The following is a 19,347-nucleotide window of genomic DNA, read 5'->3' as shown; positions in this document are numbered from 1 at the left end:
GAATCAAATCTACCCCCGCCCACGGACAGCTACTGTCCGCGTTTGCGCTCAGCGGAAGAGGAATACGACGGCGGCCGCCAACCCGTGCGGTTGGCCCACTGGTCCATGAGCGGCCAGGCGACGTCCGTGAACCACGGTTCCTTGGCATCGGCGTAGGCGGCTGTTCCGCCATCGCCCGCATACAGGCCTGCGAGTTCACGTTTATGGGCCTCGTACAGAGCGACCGCCGCGGGTTCTGCCCGCAACCAGTCACGGAACAACAGCGCGTATTGCCAGCCCGGCGACCCTGCTACCCGTACGTGCAGGTTCACTGCCCTGCCGGGATCTGCGTTGGCATGAAACCGCTTCTCCCAGTTCTCCATGCCCGGGTCGGAAGGCTTGGGCGTGTCTTGCCGGACGTGCGGCACGGCGGGGAAACCAGCGGTCCCCAGTAACGGTGCAATCCGGTCCGCAGTCGCCAGATCGGTAACAGCCAGCTGCAGGTCCAGGACGTCTTTGGCTGCCAGGCCCGGCACCGACGTTGAGCCGATGTGGTCCACGGCCAGGATCTCCGCGGGAGCGGCCAAGGTGATGCGAGCTGCCAGGCGTTCGGCTTGCCGGGCCCAGTCCCCGTTCGGGTCCGCCAGGACCGGGCCGGCGTCGCGTGCAGCCCGGGTCCCTTGCTTGATGTTTTCGGCGAAGGGCACCAGGCGCCGCTCCCATAAAGTGTCCACTGCGGCGAGCAGATCCTGCTTGGCGCCCGAATTGTCCAGAATGACATCTGCAGCGGCGTTGCGCTCCGCCCGGGTAGCCTGCGCTGCCATGCGGGAGTGCGCGTCCTCCGGCGTCATCCCCCGGTACTCCACCATGCGGCTGACGCGCATGTCATCGGGCGCGTCCACCACCAGGACCAAGTGGAAGTTGCTCCCCTGTCCGGTTTCCACGAGGAGGGGGATGTCCTGTACCACGATGTCGCCTGCGCCGGCGTTTTCCATGATGCTTGCAGCAGCGTGGCGGACGAGCGGGTGGACGATGCCATTGAGGACTTCGCGCCGTGCAGGGTCGCCAAACACGATCGAGCCCAGCTTCGGCCGGTCGAGCCGGCCCGCCTGGTCGAGGATGCCAGGACCGAACGCTTCCACAACCTGCTCCAGCCCGGGTGTTCCGGGCTCCACCACTTGACGCGCAATCAGGTCTGCGTCGATGAGGAGGGCGCCCAGTTCCTGCAGCCTCGAGGCCACCAGCGATTTACCTGAGGCGATGCCGCCCGTCAGTCCGATCTTCAGCACTCCTCAACACTAGACTGAAGCGGTGGAAATTGAGGAAGAAAGCCGTGCGACCCAGTACACAACGCTCACGGCAGGTCCTGACTTCCGCCATGAACTGGAAATCCGACGGTCGCGTTTCATCACCGTCCTTCGCCGGGCGTCAGACGAGAAAGCCGCGCGGTCGTTGGTCAGCGAACTTCGGCGTGAATTCCATGACGCCCGCCACCACTGCTCTGCGTTCGTGATCGGCGCGGACCGGATGATCCAACGATCCAGCGACGACGGTGAACCCTCCGGGACCGCGGGCATACCGATGCTTGAAGCACTCATCAAACGCGAGTCCGAACCTGGGGTGACCGACCTCAGCGACGTCGCGGCCGTCGTCGTCCGCTACTTTGGCGGTATTCTCCTTGGCGCTGGCGGACTGGTGCGGGCCTACTCCGAATCCGTCTCCGCAGCACTGGAACTGGCCCCTCTTGTCCAGCGCCGGCGGCTGAGGCTTTGCGCCATTGAGGTTGCACACGCCGATGCCGGGCGCCTGGAGAACGAACTTCGCAATGCCGGATACGTCATGGCAGATACAGGGTATGAAGCGCGGCACGCGGTCCTGCGTATCGCTCTGGCGGATGAGGCCCAGGAGATCGCGGACGCCCATGCCCGAGTGGCGGCACTGACCGCAGGTGGTTCCATCCTCCGGCCCGAAGGTACCGAATGGATTGACGTCCGCGGCTAAGGATTTAGCAAAAAGGACCCCTGCCCGGAGGCAGGGGTCCTTTTTTGGCTATTCAGCACATCCCGTGAGGGAGGCGGAATTAGTTGCCGGTCAGCTTCTCGCGCAGTGCGGCGAGTGCTTCGTCGGACGCCAGGGTACCAGCGTTGGACTCAGCAGCAGCCGGCTCCGAGGAGTAGCTGGTGGTGCCGGAATCGGACTCACCGGACGTTGCAGCAGCAGCGTCGTCAGCAGCGTGCTGGGCAACCTGCTTCTTGTGGGCTTCCCAACGGGTCTGGGCGTCAGCGTACTGCTGCTCCCAAGCGGCGCGCTGGGTCTCGTAGCCTTCGAGCCATTCGTTCGACTCGGGGTCGAAGCCCTCGGGGTACTTGTAGTTGCCCTCTTCGTCGTACTCAGCGGCCATGCCGTACAGAGCGGGATCGAACTCGGTGCTGTCAGCGTCAACGCCCTCGTTAGCCTGCTTGAGGGAGAGGGAGATGCGGCGACGCTCGAGGTCGATGTCGATGACCTTGACGAACAGTTCGTCGCCAACGGAGACAACCTGCTCGGCGAGCTCAACGTGGCGGACAGCCAGCTCGGAGATGTGCACGAGGCCTTCGATGCCGTCTTCGACGCGAACGAACGCACCGAACGGAACCAGCTTGGTGACCTTACCCGGAACAACCTGGCCGAGGGCGTGGGTACGGGCGAAGGTCTGCCACGGATCTTCCTGCGTAGCCTTGAGCGACAGGGAAACACGCTCGCGGTCCAGATCCACTTCGAGGACCTCGACGGTGACTTCCTGGCCAACTTCGACAACCTCGGAGGGGTGGTCGATGTGCTTCCAGGACAGCTCGGAAACGTGAACGAGGCCGTCCACGCCGCCCAGGTCCACGAAGGCACCGAAGTTGACGATGGAGGAAACGACGCCGGGACGAACCTGGCCCTTTTCCAGCTTGTTGAGGAACGTGGAGCGAACCTCGGACTGGGTCTGCTCGAGCCATGCACGGCGGGACAGAACAACGTTGTTGCGGTTCTTGTCGAGCTCGATGATCTTGGCTTCGATCTGCTGACCGATGTACGGAGCGAGGTCGCGGACGCGACGCATCTCGACGAGGGATGCGGGCAGGAAGCCGCGCAGGCCGATGTCCAGGATGAGGCCACCCTTGACAACCTCGATGACGGTACCGGTAACGACGCCGTCTTCTTCCTTGACCTTCTCGATGTCGCCCCAGGCGCGCTCGTACTGAGCACGCTTCTTGGAGAGGATCAGACGGCCTTCTTTGTCTTCCTTGGTGAGAACCAAAGCTTCGACCTGATCGCCAACGGCGACAACGTCACCGGGATCAACATCGTGCTTGATGGAAAGTTCACGGGAAGGGATGACACCTTCGGTCTTGTAACCGATGTCGAGCAGAACTTCGTCGCGGTCGACCTTGACGACGGTACCTTCGACGAGGTCTCCGTCGTTGAAGTACTTGATGGTGGCGTCGACAGCTGCGAGGAAGTCCTCAGCGGTACCGATGTCGTTAATGGCGACTACGGGGGTACCGGGCTTCTCGGTGGAGGTGATGGTCATGTAGTAGGGGCTCCGTTGTGGATAGTTAGTCGGTCAGGCAAACCGCTGCCGCCCGGGTCCGGACGGCAGAACACGACAAATTGCCGGGTCATCCTGATTTGTGGATTAGTACAAAATGGATGCATGCACGTAGTACACGCCCGTTTATTCTAGTCGCTTAGGCAAAGCAGGGTCAAAGCGGCGTTACGGCGGGCGTTACGGCGACAGGACGTCCCCGAGCCGGCCGAACGAAATACCCTTCTCCAGCAACTCCCTGCTGACGTTGTGACTATGTGAGTGTGATGAAGCGGTGCCGCCTAGAAGTGTGTAAGACAGTGGGCGGAGCGTTCCACCGCGAACAGCTGCTGTGCTTGAAAAGCCGAACCCGGGGTGTGCTCGCGAATGCGTCCGGCAGCAGCCAACGTCACTGGCGAGACCGCTCCGAGGTAGATGGAGGCGAGGTCGGCGGCGTCCATGCTGAGGTCGGGCGTCAGTCCGGTGCCGTCATTTACGACGGCGGCAGCACCGCCGTCGGACTCCAAGACCCAGGTGCCGTCCGCCAGTCCCAAGCGGTCCGTAACCTCCAGAACCACGCGCCCGGATACGGGATAGCTTCTGGCCTCCAACGCTGCCTGCGTGTCCAGGATCCTGAGCCACAACATGTCACGGACGTCAGAAGCTTCGATGCACCGCGGATCCTCGAGCGCCCAGGCCAGGGGATCGTCCACAGGGGCCTCTGCCCAGGTCACCTCATCGATGAGGTCGATGCTGCCCAGGAACCGCCACAGATCGAGGTATGCCACGTGGGTTGCCGCAACGAGGTCCACGATTTCCATGGTGAACGGCTTGTGGTCCCAACCCTTGAAACGGTAGGAGACGTAGCCGTCCAGAGTTCCGGACGTGTCGTAGTGCAAGGCAACTCGAACGGACATATCGGGCTTGCCGTCGTGACCGATCGAGCCTGAGGCAACCAGGCGGTAGTACTCCTGGCGGTCCACCGAACCCGGTGTGTGCTGGTGAACCCTCGCGAAAACTTGCGGAGCCACGTCAAGGAGGACTGCGGGGTCGGCAACTTCGACGGCGCCCCCCGCCTGGCCCTTGAGCCGGAAACGGGGACCGGTATCGACCTTGACGCTGCGTTCAAAGGTTGCGACGCCGAATCCAAAGCGTCCGTAGATGGACCCTTCGGAGGCAGTGAGCGCCGCCATGGCAAGGCCTTCGTCCTTGGCGCTTTCCAGGTCCGCGGTGATCATGCCCCGCAGGATTCCGTTGCGCCGATGTGTTCCGCGGACGGTCACGGCGGTAATCAGGTTGGACTCCAGCTGCCGCCCAAAACCAATGTTCAAGGATTTGCGCATGGTGGCATACGTTGCCACTGGGACGTCGGCAGGCAGCGAATGACCGGGCACTGCCCCTGTGACGTAGACACCGGTCAGCTCACGCTTGTCGGTTTTGTAGGACGCCAGGGTCCTGGCCAGGTATTCGTCGTCCCGCCGCTCCTGGTGGAAGCCGTGGGAGACCGCTTGCACCCAGGCGGTGCAGCGGCCGTACGCTGCGTCGTTGCGGTCGGCAACGACGGGGAATCTTTGGACGGAATATTTTTCGGTGTTTTGTTCCTTGGGATCAGCCACGCCTTCGAGCCTAGCCAGAGGGCTGGGGGCGCGCCACCATCACGACGGCGCGCCCCCAGGGGATCATTGGCGGTGCATCGCGCCTAGTGTCCGGCCTCGTACCAGCTGGAACCAACGCCGATCTGGACGTCGAGCGGCACCGACAGGTCCGCGGCCGAGCCCATCTGTTCGATGACCAGCTTTTCCACGGCCTCGCGCTCCCCCGGAGCAACTTCCAAAACGAGTTCGTCATGGACCTGCAGCAGCATCCGGGACTTCAGTCCCTGGCTGGCGAGCTCTGCCGAGACGCCCAGCATGGCCCGCTTGATGATGTCCGCCGCTGAACCCTGGATGGGCGAGTTCAAGGCGATGCGTTCGGCTGCTTCGCGGGCCTGGCGGTTGGTGCTGGTCAGGTCCGGCAGGTAGCGGCGACGGCCTTCGATGGTGGCGGTGTAGCCGTCCACACGTGCTTGGTCCCTCACTCCGTCAAGGTAGGCGCGTACCGCACCGAAGCGGTCATAGTAGTCCTTCATCAGTGTCCGGGCCTCGTCCACGGAGATCTCCAATTGCTTGGATAGTCCGAAGGAGGTCAGGCCATAAGCGAGGCCGTATGACATGGCCTTCACCTTGGAACGCATGGCGCTGGTGACTTCTGCCGGTTCAACGTTAAAGATCCGGGCACCGACGAACCGGTGCAGGTCTTCCCCGTCCTTGTAGGCCTGGATCAACGCCTGGTCCCCCGAAAGGTGGGCCATGATGCGCATCTCGATCTGCGAGTAATCGGCCGACAATAAGCACTCGTAACCCTCGCTGACCACGAAAATGCTGCGGACCCTGCGGCCTTCTTCGCTGCGTACGGGGATGTTCTGCAGGTTGGGGTTGTTGGAGGAGATACGGCCCGTGGCTGCGATGTTCTGCGCGTACGTGGTGTGGATCCGTGCATCGTCTGCGACGGACTTTTTCAGTGTCTCCACCATCTGTGCCAGCTTGGACGACTCGCGGTGCGCCATGAGCTGGACCAGGAATTCGTGGCCGGTCTTTTCCAGGAGGGCCTTGAGGGAGGCGGCATCGGTGGTGTAGCCCGACTTGATCTTCTTGGTCTTGGGCAGGCCCAGTTCTTCGAACAGGACGGTCTGCAGCTGCTTGGGCGAACCCAGGTTAACTTCGTGGCCAATTGCCGCGAACGCCTGCTCCTGGGCAGTTTGGATCACCTTGGTCAGGTCTGCCAGCTGCTCATCCATGCGGTCCGTGGAGACGAAAATGCCTGTCAGTTCCATCTGGGCCAGGACCCGCGCCACGGGAAGCTCCAGGGTGGTCAGGAGGGCATCTGCCTTGCGGTCCGCCAGTTCCTTTTCGAAGTGCTTGCTCAGCGCATGGACGACGGCGGCCTGCTGCACCAACGCTGCAGCGGCGGCATGGTCCGTGTCACCGCTGAGGTCCAGTTCCAGTTGTCCGGACTGGGCAGCAGCTGCGGTCAGGGAGATCTTGAGGTGGACCTGCGCGAGCTCGGCGAGGTCATAGCTGCGGCGGTCCGGCTGGATCAGGTAGCCGGAGATGGACGTGTCATCCACTACGCCTTCGAGGCCGAGACCACGGTTGTGCAGCGCCTTGAGAGCCGATTTGAACTCGTGCAGGACCTTGGCTTCTTCGGGGTCGCGCAGCCAGCGGGCCAGGACTTCCTCGGCCTCGGCGTCCAGTCCGGTCAGCTCGATGAAGGCTGCCCCGTTGGCACGGACGACGGCCAGCGCACTGGCGTCATCCCCGACACGACCCGGGACAAGCTGGACGGCAACGGCAGACCGGACCCCGGAACCTGCTGCGAAGAATGCTTCAAGTCCCGGCGCGTCCGTAAGGGTGGCGAACTCCGGGGCGTCAATGGTGTCCGGGGCAGCCCCCGCCGTGTCATCCCCGTAGAGGTCGAAAAGCCGCGTGCGGAGAGTCCGGAACTCAAGCTCCTCAAAGAGCTCCTCGATGGCTTGCCGGTCCGGACGCGGCTCGTGCAGGTCCTCCAAGGTGATCGGCAGGTCCAGGTCAGTCAGCAACTGGTTGAGCCTGCGGTTGCGCTTGACGTTTTCCAGGTTTTCCTTGAGCGCACCGCCCACCTTGCCGCCAATGGCGTCAAGGTTTTCCAGGATGCCTTCAAGGCCACCGTAGAGGTTGATCCATTTGGCCGCCGTCTTGGGGCCAACACCCGGAACGCCAGGCAGGTTATCGGCCGTCTCTCCGACGAGCGCGGCGAGGTCCGAATACAGTTCGGGCTTGACGAAATACTTCTCCTCAATGGCAGCAGCGTCCATCTTGGGAATGTTGCTGACGCCCTGCTTGGGGTAGAGCACAAAGACGTTGTCATTGATGAGCTGGAACGCGTCCCGGTCGCCGGATACAAGCAGCACCTCGAAACCCTCGGCATCAGCCTGCGAGGCCAAGGTGGCGAGGACGTCGTCAGCCTCGTAGCCGGGCATGGCGATGGTCTTGATCCCCCATGCCTCCATCACCCGTGCAATGAGGCCGATCTGGCCGGCGAACTCCGCCGGGGTGGCATTGCGGCCACCTTTGTACTCGCTGTACTCGGCCTTGCGGAACGTGGTGTCGTCGGAGACGTCAAAGGCCACGGCGACATGGGTTGGCTTCTGGTCCTTGATCAGGTTGATCAGCATGGACGTAAAACCGTGCACGGCGTTGGTGTACTGACCCCGGGCCGTGGAGAAATTCTCGGCAGGAAGGGCATAGAAAGCCCGGAAGGCCATGGAGTGGCCATCCAGGACCAGCAACCTGGGCCGGCCCTCCCCCGAGAGGCTGCCCGATGTCGTGGCAGAGGGGGCGGGTGCTGTGGCAATGGCAGCAGCTTGGGCCGTTGGAACCTGGTCCGGTTTGGTTGTTTCACTCACAGGTGCCAGCCTAGTTGGCATGATGGACAATTTCACGCCGAACAGCTTTGAGGACCAACTCAACGAGGCCGGGGTGCCGGAAGAATTCCACGATTGGCTTTCCGCGCACGGAGTGGGAAGCCTCGTGGTGAAAATGGGAATCCGTTTCACCGAGATGAGCGCGGAACGCATGGTGGCCACAATGCCCGTAGAGGGAAACACCCAGGTGGCAGGCATCCTCCATGGTGGCGCCCACGTGGTGTTGGCGGAAACCCTGGGCTCGTTCGCAGCTTCCCTGCACGCGGGACGGGGACGCCACGCCGTGGGCATTGAGGTGGGTGCCACCCATCACCGCTCCGTGGCAACAGGCACTGTGACAGGGACCTGCACGGCGATCCACCTGGGCGGCACCCTCGCTACCCATGAGATTGTCATCACAGACGAGTTGGGCCGCAGGCTCTCGACTGCCCGCATCACCAACATGATCCGGGACAACCGCCGCTGAATCCTCTGAATCCGCTGAATCCCGGCCGGTTTCGAACGGCGGATCAGCGGGGGCGCTGCGGCAGCCGGTAGTGCAACTCTGCCGCAGCCCCGCCGAGGATCCTTGACGAGACCAACTCAAGTGGCGCCGTCGGACCCTTGAGCGGCAAGAGCGGCTTGCCAGCGCCCAACACCACCGGAACGATCGTGACGATGATTTCGTCGAGCAGTCCGGCGTTGGCGAATTGGGCCACCAAGTCCCCTCCACCAAGCAACCAGACATTCTTTCCTCCTGCGTCCTTCAGGAGATCCGGCGCGAACTCCGCGACGTCGCCCCGGACGAAGGTGATGTCCGAACCGGTGGGTGCGGAATATTCGTGGTGTGTGAAGACCCAACAAGGGATGTTGGGGTAAGGCCAAGTGTCCGGCGCGTTGTCCATGAGCCACCTGTAGGTATCCCCGCCCATGGCGATCGAACCAACTCCGGCCATGAAGGACTCGATGCCCTGGTTTAGGCCGTCAACGCTTTCGAACTGCAGGAGCCAGCCGAGGTCGTCGTCCGGCGAGGCTATGAAGCCGTCGATGGTGGAAGCTACGTAATACTGGAATGCCGACATGGGCCCAGCCTAGTCAGCCGGAAGCAGGGTTCCCATACTCCACGCGGACGCTTCCGTTGTCCGGCAGGACGACAACCCTGCCATGCTCCAGCGACCACCCATCGTTCAAAAGGAAGATCCGTCCTCCACTGACCACCAGCAAACGCAGACCGGTGTACCTGAAAAGTGGCGAGGCCTCCGAACCGGCCGACTCTTCCTTGACGTTTGGAACTGTGACCGCCAAGCGCTCCTTGCTGTATACGACGGCGGTGGGCAGCAGGTGGGAACGCTCCTGGTAGTCGACCGCCGCACCCCGTCCCAGCGCCTGGGCGTAGTCCGAGGTTCCCCAAAACAGGAGCAGCGTGACCAGGACAAAGACCAGCCAGCCCTCGATGGCACGCGGGGTGGCCCGCCTGCCCTGCGGCGAGGCAGCGGCAGCCCGGCGTCGCACGCTCAGCCCCCAGGCCCCCACAACCAGTCCGGCGGCTACGAGGAAGGGTGCATAGAGGACAGTTTCGCCGGGCCGTGCCGTCACTGCTATCCACATGGCTGCCGCGTAGGCGAAACCCAGCAGGAGAACCACAGTGGCGGATAGCTGGACCCGCCGCCTGTTTCCGGGCACGTCAAGCAAGCGGGCCACTGCCCGGTCCAACATGAGCCACAGCAGGCCGATAACCACCAGCCACGCCAAGGGCTGGAACAGTGACTGGATGCTCCTCAGCATGAAATCCTGCACCGTGTAGCCGAAAAGGCTGACGTCCAGCCCCATTGCCTTGGCTTGCGCATCCGTGCGTGCCCAGCCGAAATAGACCAGCAAGGCCGTGACCACTGTCAAAGGCGGACCCACCACGGAGAGCACCTCAAGGGTCCGCTTCCAGCGGGTACTGGCGGGGTCCTGACCCTCCTGGGCATCACTCACGATGTGGCCGTGGGAGATGCTTCAACGGATGCCGGCGTTGGGGGCTGGTTGGTGTTGAGCGGGCTCCCGCCCGATGCGGTTCCTGTTCCTGTGGTACCCGAGGCCCCGGCGTCGTCGTAGAAGAAAGTGACTGCGCCCGAAATATCCACGGTATCCGTCACGGAGATACGTACCGACGTGCGTCCCTGAGCGGGCGGCATCCGCAGGTACAGGGTCCCATAGTCTTCCCGGGCACCCACGAATTCGACATCCGCCGGAACGCCGTCGAACAAGACCTCGCCAACGCGGACGTAGTAACCGTCGAGGCGGACAATGGTGCCACCTGAACTGGGTCCCGAAGCCCGGGGTGTTCCCGGCACGGGCCTGAGTTCTTCGTCCACCACGGTCAAGCCGGACAACTGGCGGGGGCAAGCTTCACCAAGGCCTGGTTCCACCTTGAGCCCGGCACCAGGGTTGCTTCGATACTGGGCCACGAGGGAAGCCGACATGGCCGCAACACTGAACTCCAGGCACTGGTTCTGCGGAATCCGCGGTGTGGCTGACACGGCGTTGGCCGCCTTCTCCCAGTCATCTTTGCTTCCGCTTTGGACGGCCCGGCACACGGCTGCCCCTGCCAGCCAAACTGCCTGGTCCGTGGCGCCTTCCACGCTGCGGGCCAGTGAATCGCACTGGAACTGCTGGAGCAGGAGGTATCGCTGACCCGACGTGGGGTCGTTCGGGCCAACAGGGCCTACGGGAATCCACCGAACCACGGGCGCGTTTTCCTGCGGGGCTGCCGGGCCGGCGGGGCCCGCCGGTTGAGCCGCGGTGGGGGCGCCGGCCGTGGAGCTGTTCTGCCCGGGGGTTCCGGACGTTTGCACACCGGAACCCGGTTGCGGGGACAGTCCTTCAGAGGAGGGCGGCAAGCAAGCTGAAAGGGCCAGCATCAGGACCGGGACCAGCGCCAGTCCGACGAGGTGGCTTCGCGATGGGCACTTCATGACAGCCCCATATCTGCCGGATCACAACCACGCAGCCATACGCATGGCTACACTGCTGATTATTCTCCCGAATGGACTTCGCTGCCAGAGAGACTGCTACTTTCCGAAGTACGGAACAATCAGGTAGATGCCGAACAGCACGGCCGCCCCGCAGAAGCCAAAGCAGATGTAGGCCAGGGAACGCACCAGGACCGGCGACTTCTGCTGTGCATCACCGGCAATCGCCGTGAGCCGTACACCCAGGGAGTAGAGGACCACCAGGGTTACAGCGGCCACCAGGGTAACGCCGGCCACCTGCAGCAATTCCAACCATTTCATCGCTGCACGTCCTTGCTCGGGGAGGTCTTTCGGGACTTCTTCTTCTTGCGGAACCGCACTGCGTGGCCGGCCTCTTCAACCTCGACGGCGTTGTGGTGGCCCACGTGAGATTTCCGGGAAACAACGAACATGAACGCGATGGCTGCCGTCCCGGCGATCGCGGCGATGATGACACCCACGACGCCGACCCCCACCAGCAGTGCGGTCAACGCACCAACGATCGCCGATGCCGGGAGCGTGAACAGCCACCCGAGGGCAATCTTCCCTGCCGTGCCCCAGCGGACAGAGGTACCTTTGCGGCCAAGTCCGGAGCCGATAACGGAGCCCGAAGCAACCTGTGTGGTGGACAAAGCGAAGCCCAAGTGCGAAGAAGCGAGGATCGCGGAGGCGGTGCTGGTTTCGGCGGAGAAACCTTGGGCAGGCTTGACCTCCGTCAGGCCGGAACCCATGGTACGGATAATGCGCCAGCCCCCGGCATAGGTACCGATGGCGATGGCAAAGGCGCAGGCTGCGATGACCCAGAACTGCGGTCCGCTTCCGGGCGCCTGGGTGCCGCCGGCGATCAGGACCAAGGTGATGATGCCCATGGTCTTCTGCGCGTCATTGGTGCCGTGCGCGAGGGCAACCAGGCTGGACGTGAAGATCTGTCCCGTGCGGAAGCCGCCACGTTTTTGAGTGAGTTTGTCGCCGGTTTCGGGATCATGGCGGGAGGTCAGCGCATATGCCAGGCGGGTACAGATGTACGCCACGAGCCCTGCGATCAGCGGTGCGAAAACGGCGGGAAGGATGACCTTCTGCAGCACGGTCTCAAAGTTGATGGAGTGGAAGCCGATACCCACCACTGCGGCGCCGATAAGGCCACCGAAGAGGGCATGCGAGGAGCTCGACGGCAGCCCCTTGAGCCAGGTGACCATGTTCCAGAGGACAGCACCCATAAGACCGGCAAAGATGATGTCCGGGGTGATGTGGATGCCATCGGAGCCTTCCCGGATCAGTCCCCCGGAAATGGTCTTGGCCACTTCGGTGGAAAGGAATGCGCCGACGAGGTTGAGCACCGCAGCCAGGGCAACGGCCGTCTTGGGCTTGATCGCCCCCGTAGCGATAGGCGTGGCCATCGCATTGGCTGTGTCGTGAAACCCGTTGGTGAAGTCAAAGAATAGGGCCAACGCTATTACCAGCGCGACCATGAAGGTGATATCCACCTGTTGCCCAATCTGCAGAGTCGACGTTCAGCAGTTTCACTTCCCCATACCTGCCATCCACAGCATAGTTCAGCAACTGTTCTACTGACCCTGCTTGCGGGATTCACTCCGGCGGGCTTGAAACCTTAAGAATCCTACGTGCCATACCCTGAGCGGCCAAACGTATGGGGTCCCCGAATCAGCCCAGATACGCGCGCACGGCCTCGAGCTCGCCGCGACTCAACCCTTTGCGCGGATCGGGTGAGATGCAAAGCACACGGTCCTGCTGGTACTCGGCCCACGAGCGGGCGTCCGACTCCTGGCTGAGCTGATCGTCCAGCCAGATGACGCGTTGGCTTCCGGTGGCCGCCAGGTCCTTCTGCAGCGCCACGAGCTTCCACCATTCCGGCCCCTCGTCCCAGCCCTGGCTGGACAGGACGGGCCAATCCTGGCCGTTCAGGCCGATGGCCGGGCACAGGAACTCCGGAGCCAGCCGCTCCCACGTCGTCAGCCAAACGAAACGGGCTGCAGGGTGCTCGGCCAGGCTGTTGAGTTCAGCGACAACCTCCGGTGCGAAGGCCACTTCCAGGATGCCGGCGTCGGCTATATTCCATTCGCCACCCCAGTCCGTGGTGCCCAGCGGGCTGAAGGGGTTCACCACGCCGTCGACGTCCAGATAGATGGACACAGGCATCACGGCGCGCTCCATGGAATCCACAATCGTCCACCTTCCCCAATGGTTGAAGCCAGCCTACGGTAAGGGGGCATCGCCCGGTGGGACGAGCGGGGAAATCAATACCTAGACGTTCGTCATGTAAGTGATATTCTCAGGGTATGGAAAAGCCCGCAGTCCATTCCGCCCGCAATGTCCGCGACATCGAGGACACCGTCCGCACCGATTTCCGGCACGCCATGTCGTATGGCGGATACCTGGACCTTGACCGTTTGCTCACGTCCCAGCACCCCTTGAGCAAACCGGAACACCACGATGAATTGCTCTTCATCATTCAGCACCAGACCAGTGAACTCTGGCTCAAACTGGTGCTCCACGAGTTGCTCGAAGCCAGGCGGCTTTTCGACGCCGACAACCTGGGCAAGGCGCTAAAGTGCATCGCCCGCGTCAAGGCCATCCAACGCACCATGACCGAACAATGGTCCGTGCTGGGCACCCTCACGCCGCGTGAATACGCCCAGTTCCGTAGCTTCCTGGGAAGTTCATCAGGCTTCCAGTCCTACCAATACCGCGCAGTGGAGTTCCTCCTGGGCAACAAGAACCGTGGCATGCTGCGGGTCTTTGAAAGCGAACCCGAAGCCCACGCCCTGCTGAGCTCACTCCTGGAAGAGCCCACGCTTTACGACGCGTTCCTCGCTGTACTGGCCCGCGCAGGCTACGACATTCCCGCCGGCATCCTTGAACGGGACACCAGTGAACCCTGGACATTCCACGAGGACCTCGTCCCCATCTTCCAGAAGATCTACGAATCGGACGACACTCCGTGGGGGCTCTACGAGGCCTGCGAGGACCTGGTGGACATCGAGGACAACTTCCAGGCCTGGCGCTTCCGGCACCTGAGGACCGTCCAGCGGACCATTGGCTTCAAAGTTGGCACCGGCGGCTCGTCGGGAGTGGACTTCCTCAAGCGCGCCCTGGACCTGACGTTCTTCCCCGAGCTCTACGCAGTCCGCACCGAGATCGGCAACCCGCAGCCATCCCCCACCCTTCCGCAGGAGAAGCCATGACCACCCAACAGCAGACACAGTGGCCGACGTCGGCCGAACTGGACGCCGCTGATCCCCTCGCCGCCCAGCGTGAGGCCTTTTACGCGCCCGACGCCGATCAGCTCACCTCGTACCTGGACGGCAACTCGCTGGGGCGGCCCTTGAAGGCGACAGCGGCGAACCTCGCGTCATTTGTCCATGACGCCTGGGGCAGCCGACTCATCCGCGGCTGGGACGAACAGTGGATGGATGAGCCCACCCAGGTTGGCGACCGCATCGGCGAAGTGACGCTCGGAGCCGCTCCGGGCCAGGTCACGGTGGGTGACTCCACCTCCGTGATGCTCTACAAGATGATCCGCGCAGCGGTGGATGCCCAGCCCGGCCGCGACGAAATAGTCATCGACCGTGACAATTTCCCCACGGACCGGTTCATCATCGAAGGCATCGCCAAGGAGCGCGGGGCCACGATCAAATGGATTGCGGCCAACCCCACCAGCGGCGTCCGCGCCGCTGACCTGGATGGCCTGCTGGGCGAGCGTACCGCCGTCGTGGTCCTCAGCCATGTCGCTTACCGCTCGGGGTTCCTGGCAGACGCCAAGGGCATTACGGCGAAAGTCCACGAGGCCGGGGCGCTGATGCTCTGGGACCTTTGCCACTCCGTCGGTTCGGTACCTATGGAGCTGGACGCGTGGGGCGTCGACCTTGCGGTGGGCTGCACCTACAAATACCTCAACGGCGGCCCGGGCTCCCCCGCGTTCGCGTACGTCAGTGCCTCACAACAGGATCGTTTGCAGCAGCCCATCTGGGGCTGGATGGGGGCCGACAATCCCTTTGGCATGACCGAGGCCTACCGGCCGGCGCAGGGCATCCGCCGCTTCATCACCGGAACGCCGCCGGTACTGGCGATGCAGCCCCTGAAGGACATGGTGGAACTGATCGCCTCCGTGGGGATGGAGGCTGTACGTGAGAAGTCGATCAAGCTTACGGAGTACGCCATAGCTCTCTCCGAGGAACACCTTGTGCCACTCGGCGCAACGATTGTGAGCCCCCGCGATCCGTCGGAGCGTGGTTCGCACATCACCGTTGACCACCCGCTCTTTGCCGATGTCACCGCCAGGCTCTGGGAAAGGGGTGTCATTCCCGATTTCCGGCCCCCGCACGGTTTGCGCATAGGCCTCTCGCCGCTGAGCACCAGCTATGCCGAGGTTGAGTTGGGGGTCGCCGCGATCCGCGACGCCCTGGCCGAACTGCTGTGAGGCTGGAATGAGTGCCGTCCTCGATGACATGGACTCCCGGCCCGGGAGCACAACGTCATTGCTGCGCACCGTCATCGGCCTGTACTTGCGCGATGCCGGTGGATGGATGTCAACAAAGGACATTGTCCTGCTCATGGATGCCCTGGGGACTTCGGGAACAGTCACGCGGACTGCCTTGGGACGCCTGCGGAAGAAGGACGTGCTGCTGCAGCAGAACCGGGAAGGAATTCCCGGATTCACCCTTACCGACGGTGCTGCGGCCATGCTGGCCCGCGGAGACCGCAGGATTTATACCCCACGGAGCATGTCCCCTGCGGACCCGTGGTGCTTGATCTCGTTCTCCATCCCGGAGACCGAACGCGAGAAGCGCCATCAGTTGCGGCGCAGGTTGCACTGGATCGGGTGCGGGACTGTAGCGGCCGGCCTCTGGATCTGCCCTGACTCCCTGAGGGTGGAGGTCGAGGAAATCCTTGCAGACCTGGACCTGCGGGAGATGGCCACCGTTTTTGTGACCGGAACCCCTTTGGTGGGTGGCAGCCTGGAGGACGCGGCCGCGAAATGGTGGGACCTGGACTCATTGGCTGAACTCCACAGGGACTTCATCCGCGAGCACTCCGCCGCAGTCCCTGATGGAGGAAAGGAAGGTGCAGGAGAGGAAGTGGAACCTGGCGCAAGCGCGTTTGCTGCCTACGTCCAGTGCATAGACCGGTGGCGGATCATTCCGTACCTGGACCCGGGGCTCCCCGCGTCGTTTCTTCCCTCGGACTGGCCCGGGGAGGAGGGCGCAGCATTGTTCGGCAGGATTGTTTCGGCCTACGGAGAGCCAAGCGCTGAATTCGTGCAGGCGACGGTACAGGTAGCCCGCGCCGCCACAGCTTCCTGAGGGCTGCTGGGAGTGCGGGGCATCCGGCTCCCTCAGGTGCCTGCTGTCACCCGCGACACGAATCGGAACCTGTCTCCCCGGAACGTACTGTGCGTCCATTCAACCGGCGCCCCTTTCCCGTCCCGCGCCAGCCTGCGAACCACCAGCAGTGGTGCGCCCATCTCAATTCCCAGCAACCGAACGTCCTCGGGGCCGGCCAGGGCCGTTTCCACGGTGTCCTCTACCTCGGCGATGCGGATCCCGTAAACATCCTTGAGGGCGGCATACAGGGAACCTGTCCTGGCCAGGGTGGATTTGAACCGGGGAAGCTTGCCCGGCAGCCATGCAACCTCATGGGCCAGAGGAGCCCCGTCAATCAACCGGATGCGTTCCAAGCGGGTCACCGCCTCGCCCTCGTCAAGGCCCAGGTGTGCAGCAACGTCCTGTGAGGCCTTCACGACCGCCAGTGCCACCAGTGTGGAACCCGGGTTGAGTCCCTGCATCCGGGCGTCATCCGAAAATGACGTTAATTGCCTGACGTGGGTCACCTTGGGTGGCGCTACGAATGTGCCGTGCCCTTGGATCCTGCCAAGCTTTCCCTCCGCAACAAGCTCGCTGATGGCCAGCCGGACTGTGGTGCGGGACGTGGCATAGCTCTGCGCAAGGGACCGCTCGGTGGGGATGAGCGTACCCGGCCCCATCCCGGCGATGAGCCCCAGTATTCCAGTTTTGACGTGGTAGTACTTGGGCGTTGCGGGCGTAGTGTCAGCGGACATACCGGACAACCTACCTGTAGACAAGGTGATTGGTCTATGCCAATGTTTACCAAGGCCAAGCTTTTCAAGGCCTATCTTTATCATGGCCAGTGTTGATCAGCTTGGTCCGCGACGAAGGGACGTCAGGTGGAGGAAATGCAGCAGGCCGGGAATAAGCATGGGGGCCCGACCGCTGCCCCGGTGGTCCTGGGGCTCCATATCGGTGGCTCCAAAACCCACGCGGTCCTCTCCGGCGCCCGCGGGCCCGGCGCGGACAGCGACCTGCGGTTGGAGATCACAGAGGCACGCGCCAACCTGTCTTCCGTAGGGCACCAAGGGGCCGACGCCGTGCTGCGACGGATTGCGGCCCGTGTGGGCGGCGGCGTTGAAGCGGTTTGTGCCGGAGCTGCCGGAGCCGATACCCCCGCGAGCCGTGCCGTTTTGTCAGCACTCCTCTCAGAACATTTCCCTGGCGCCAGGATCGAAGTAGTCCATGACACCCGCATCATCCTCGCCGCGGCAGGCCTGGAGGCAGGGGTGGTCCTGGTGGCGGGAACGGGTTCGGTCGCCTGGGGCAGGAACCGCGAAGGACGCGAAGCGCGCAGTGGTGGATACGGCTACCTGCTCGGAGACGAAGGCGGCGGATACTCGGTGGTTCGCGACGCCGTTCGCGAGGCCCTTCGCGAGTATTACGCCGGGCTCGAACCAGGTCCGCTGGTCCAGTCGCTGATGGCCGCGACGGCAAGCGTGGATGCCTTGCAACTCATGGACTTCTTCTATGCAAAACCGGAACCCGACCATTGGGCAGGCCTGGCCCCGCTCGTCCTCGATTTGGCAATCGACGGTGACCCTGCGGCGCTGCGGATCCAGGCCGAGGCTGCGCACTCCCTGGCGTCCTTGGCCCGGCAAGTGCTGGGCGAACTCGGATTGGACCTTCCCTTGGTCATGGCCGGAGCGCTGCTGGTCAACCAGAGCCAGCTTGCCGCCGCCGTCGCCCGGAAAATGTCCCTGGAGGATCCTTCCCTGATCAGCATCCTCCCCCAGGCCCCCGTCTTCGGAGCGGTCAAGCTCGCCCGTCGACTGATCCAGCAGTAATGCGCTGCGGGTGATCCCCGCAGGCAACGGGAGTAGTCTGGATTCATGCCTTTGATGTGCGGCGGCCGGTAAAAATGACCCGGGCCAGGCAACGGTGGCTGCCAGCTCTCCTGATAAGCCTTGCCATGGGCATGGCCGTGCTGTTTGGTGCCGTACAAGCGGGCGCCTCCGGCTCCCTCCCGCCCAAGACCGCTGACGAAATCCTTGCGATGATAGCCAGCACGCAGGTTCGCGAACTGTCCGGGACCGTGGAACAAAACGCAGAGCTCGGACTTCCACAAATTCCCACGACCGGCCCGGGCGTCGCCCCCGGCCCTGTGTCCGCCTTGGAATTCCTGACAGGCTCACACACCGCCCGCGTATACGTCGATGGCCCGTCCAAGGCGCGCGTGCAGATCCTGGACCCGATGGCGGAGCGTGACCTCGTGCTCAACGGCGGGGACGCGTGGTTCTATAACTCTGCAGACAACAGCGCTACCCACCTGAGCGTCCCGTCGCCGTCCGCAGCAGGCCCCAACGAGTCCCGGCCGTCCACTCTCCCCCGCCCGGACATGCCCACTCCCGAGGCAATGGCCTCCCGTTTCCTCGCAGCTATTGACGCCAGCACCGAGGTGAGTGTGGCTGATTCAGCCACCGTGGCCGGCCGCAGCGCCTACCGCCTTCTCCTGAACCCCCGCAGCGCCGATACCTTGGTGGAATCGGTTGTGATCGACGTCGATTCCGAAACCGGCTTCCCGCTGGGCGTCGAAGTCAGGGCCAAGGGACAGGCTGAGCCTGCCTACACCCTGGCTTACACGCAGCTGGACTTGTCCACGCCGGACGCTTCGCTGTTTGAATTCACGCCGCCAGCAGGTTCAACGGTCACAGAGCAGGCCATTCCCGCAATGCCGGTTGCTACCAAGGAACTGCCTGCCCCTGGTGTCCACGCGGCCAAAACCGACCACGGGGCGTCGGTCACAGGCAAACGCTGGGACGCCGTGATAGCGCTTCCGGCAGGGGCTGCCCCGGCAGGGCTCACCTCCAACCCGCAATTGTCGCAGGCACTTCAACCCGTTACCGGCGGCCACGCATTGACGACGTCTTTGCTCAGCGTGCTGATACTCGACGACGGCCGCGTCTACGCGGGCATGGTGCCTTTGGACCGGCTCCAGTCAGCGGCCCTGCAGCCCATCTCCCCGGCCCAGTGACGGAG

Annotated in this window: 18 protein-coding genes; 7 read left to right on the top strand and 11 right to left on the bottom strand. The window is 63.4% G+C overall.

Translation table 11 applies throughout. The features are described 5' to 3' along the window. Positions 1-29 precede the first annotated feature (29 nt). A complete protein-coding gene (gene coaE, locus PJL15_RS04680) occupies positions 30-1,268 on the bottom strand; it encodes a dephospho-CoA kinase (protein ID WP_281450048.1) in 1,239 nt (412 codons plus the stop codon). A 22-nt stretch (positions 1,269-1,290) separates the two neighbouring features. On the opposite strand from coaE, the gene PJL15_RS04675 reads away from it, so the two are divergent. Further along, on the top strand, positions 1,291-1,980 hold the full coding sequence (locus PJL15_RS04675; RefSeq protein ID WP_281450047.1) for an IMPACT family protein: 690 nt from the start codon (positions 1,291-1,293) through the stop codon (positions 1,978-1,980). A 79-nt stretch (positions 1,981-2,059) separates the two neighbouring features. Here PJL15_RS04675 and rpsA read toward each other — a convergent pair whose 3' ends face one another. From rpsA to polA, 3 genes are all read right to left on the bottom strand, one after another. Further along, positions 2,060-3,535, bottom strand: a complete 1,476-nt coding sequence (gene rpsA, locus PJL15_RS04670; protein ID WP_011774756.1) for a 30S ribosomal protein S1 — start codon at positions 3,533-3,535, stop codon at positions 2,060-2,062. 296 nt (positions 3,536-3,831) lie between these two features. Then, positions 3,832-5,145, bottom strand: coding sequence for a GNAT family N-acetyltransferase (locus PJL15_RS04665; protein WP_281450046.1), 1,314 nt, complete (start codon positions 5,143-5,145; stop codon positions 3,832-3,834). 83 nt (positions 5,146-5,228) lie between these two features. Further along, complete coding sequence (polA, locus tag PJL15_RS04660; RefSeq protein WP_281450174.1) at positions 5,229-7,871, bottom strand: DNA polymerase I; 2,643 nt, start codon at positions 7,869-7,871, stop codon at positions 5,229-5,231. Between the two features lie 160 nt (positions 7,872-8,031). Between polA and PJL15_RS04655 the strand changes: the two genes are divergently transcribed. After that, positions 8,032-8,496, top strand: a complete 465-nt coding sequence (locus PJL15_RS04655; protein ID WP_281450045.1) for a hotdog fold thioesterase — start codon at positions 8,032-8,034, stop codon at positions 8,494-8,496. A gap of 43 nt (positions 8,497-8,539) precedes the next feature. On the opposite strand, the gene PJL15_RS04650 is transcribed toward PJL15_RS04655, so the two are convergent. The 6 genes from PJL15_RS04650 to PJL15_RS04625 all read right to left on the bottom strand — a co-directional run bounded on the left by PJL15_RS04650 (position 8,540) and on the right by PJL15_RS04625 (position 13,186). Further along, on the bottom strand, positions 8,540-9,091 hold the full coding sequence (locus tag PJL15_RS04650) for a dihydrofolate reductase family protein (protein ID WP_281450044.1): 552 nt from the start codon (positions 9,089-9,091) through the stop codon (positions 8,540-8,542). A 13-nt stretch (positions 9,092-9,104) separates the two neighbouring features. Next, positions 9,105-9,989 carry a hypothetical protein gene (locus PJL15_RS04645; protein WP_281450043.1) on the bottom strand — a complete coding sequence of 295 codons (885 nt, stop codon included), beginning with the start codon at positions 9,987-9,989 and terminating at the stop codon, positions 9,105-9,107. After that, positions 9,986-10,969, bottom strand: coding sequence for a hypothetical protein (locus tag PJL15_RS04640; protein ID WP_281450042.1), 984 nt, complete (start codon positions 10,967-10,969; stop codon positions 9,986-9,988). Before PJL15_RS04640 ends, PJL15_RS04645 begins: the two co-directional genes overlap by 4 nt. Positions 10,970-11,065: 96 nt before the next feature. Next, positions 11,066-11,287 carry a hypothetical protein gene (locus PJL15_RS04635; RefSeq protein WP_281450041.1) on the bottom strand — a complete coding sequence of 74 codons (222 nt, stop codon included), beginning with the start codon at positions 11,285-11,287 and terminating at the stop codon, positions 11,066-11,068. Next, complete coding sequence (locus tag PJL15_RS04630) at positions 11,284-12,489, bottom strand: inorganic phosphate transporter (protein ID WP_281450040.1); 1,206 nt, start codon at positions 12,487-12,489, stop codon at positions 11,284-11,286. Before PJL15_RS04630 ends, PJL15_RS04635 begins: the two co-directional genes overlap by 4 nt. Positions 12,490-12,667: 178 nt before the next feature. Continuing rightward, a complete protein-coding gene (locus PJL15_RS04625; protein ID WP_281450039.1) occupies positions 12,668-13,186 on the bottom strand; it encodes an HAD domain-containing protein in 519 nt (172 codons plus the stop codon). A 116-nt stretch (positions 13,187-13,302) separates the two neighbouring features. On the opposite strand from PJL15_RS04625, the gene kynA reads away from it, so the two are divergent. From kynA to PJL15_RS04610, 3 genes are read left to right on the top strand one after another with little or no spacing between them, the layout of a single operon-like run. Continuing rightward, positions 13,303-14,208, top strand: a complete 906-nt coding sequence (kynA, locus tag PJL15_RS04620) for a tryptophan 2,3-dioxygenase (protein WP_281450038.1) — start codon at positions 13,303-13,305, stop codon at positions 14,206-14,208. After that, positions 14,205-15,443, top strand: a complete 1,239-nt coding sequence (kynU, locus tag PJL15_RS04615; protein ID WP_281450037.1) for a kynureninase — start codon at positions 14,205-14,207, stop codon at positions 15,441-15,443. The genes kynA and kynU overlap by 4 nt, the downstream gene beginning before the upstream one ends. Before the next feature lie 7 nt (positions 15,444-15,450). Next, a complete protein-coding gene (locus PJL15_RS04610; RefSeq protein ID WP_281450036.1) occupies positions 15,451-16,326 on the top strand; it encodes a PaaX family transcriptional regulator in 876 nt (291 codons plus the stop codon). Positions 16,327-16,358: 32 nt separating this feature from the next. Here PJL15_RS04610 and PJL15_RS04605 read toward each other — a convergent pair whose 3' ends face one another. Beyond that, complete coding sequence (locus PJL15_RS04605) at positions 16,359-17,081, bottom strand: GntR family transcriptional regulator (protein ID WP_281450035.1); 723 nt, start codon at positions 17,079-17,081, stop codon at positions 16,359-16,361. Between the two features lie 135 nt (positions 17,082-17,216). Here PJL15_RS04605 and PJL15_RS04600 point away from each other — a divergent pair, with 135 nt between their 5' ends. Next, positions 17,217-18,155, top strand: coding sequence for an N-acetylglucosamine kinase (locus PJL15_RS04600; protein WP_281450173.1), 939 nt, complete (start codon positions 17,217-17,219; stop codon positions 18,153-18,155). A 74-nt stretch (positions 18,156-18,229) separates the two neighbouring features. Continuing rightward, entirely contained in the window at positions 18,230-19,342 is a 1,113-nt protein-coding gene (locus PJL15_RS04595) for a LolA family protein (RefSeq protein ID WP_432443794.1), read from the top strand. Positions 19,343-19,347: the final 5 nt, after the last annotated feature.

Origin of the sequence: Paenarthrobacter nitroguajacolicus (genome assembly GCF_029952445.1) — a bacterium.
Classification (GTDB): Bacteria; Actinomycetota; Actinomycetes; order Actinomycetales; family Micrococcaceae; genus Arthrobacter; species Arthrobacter nitroguajacolicus_B.
This window is presented reverse-complemented; position numbering and strand designations above follow the sequence as displayed.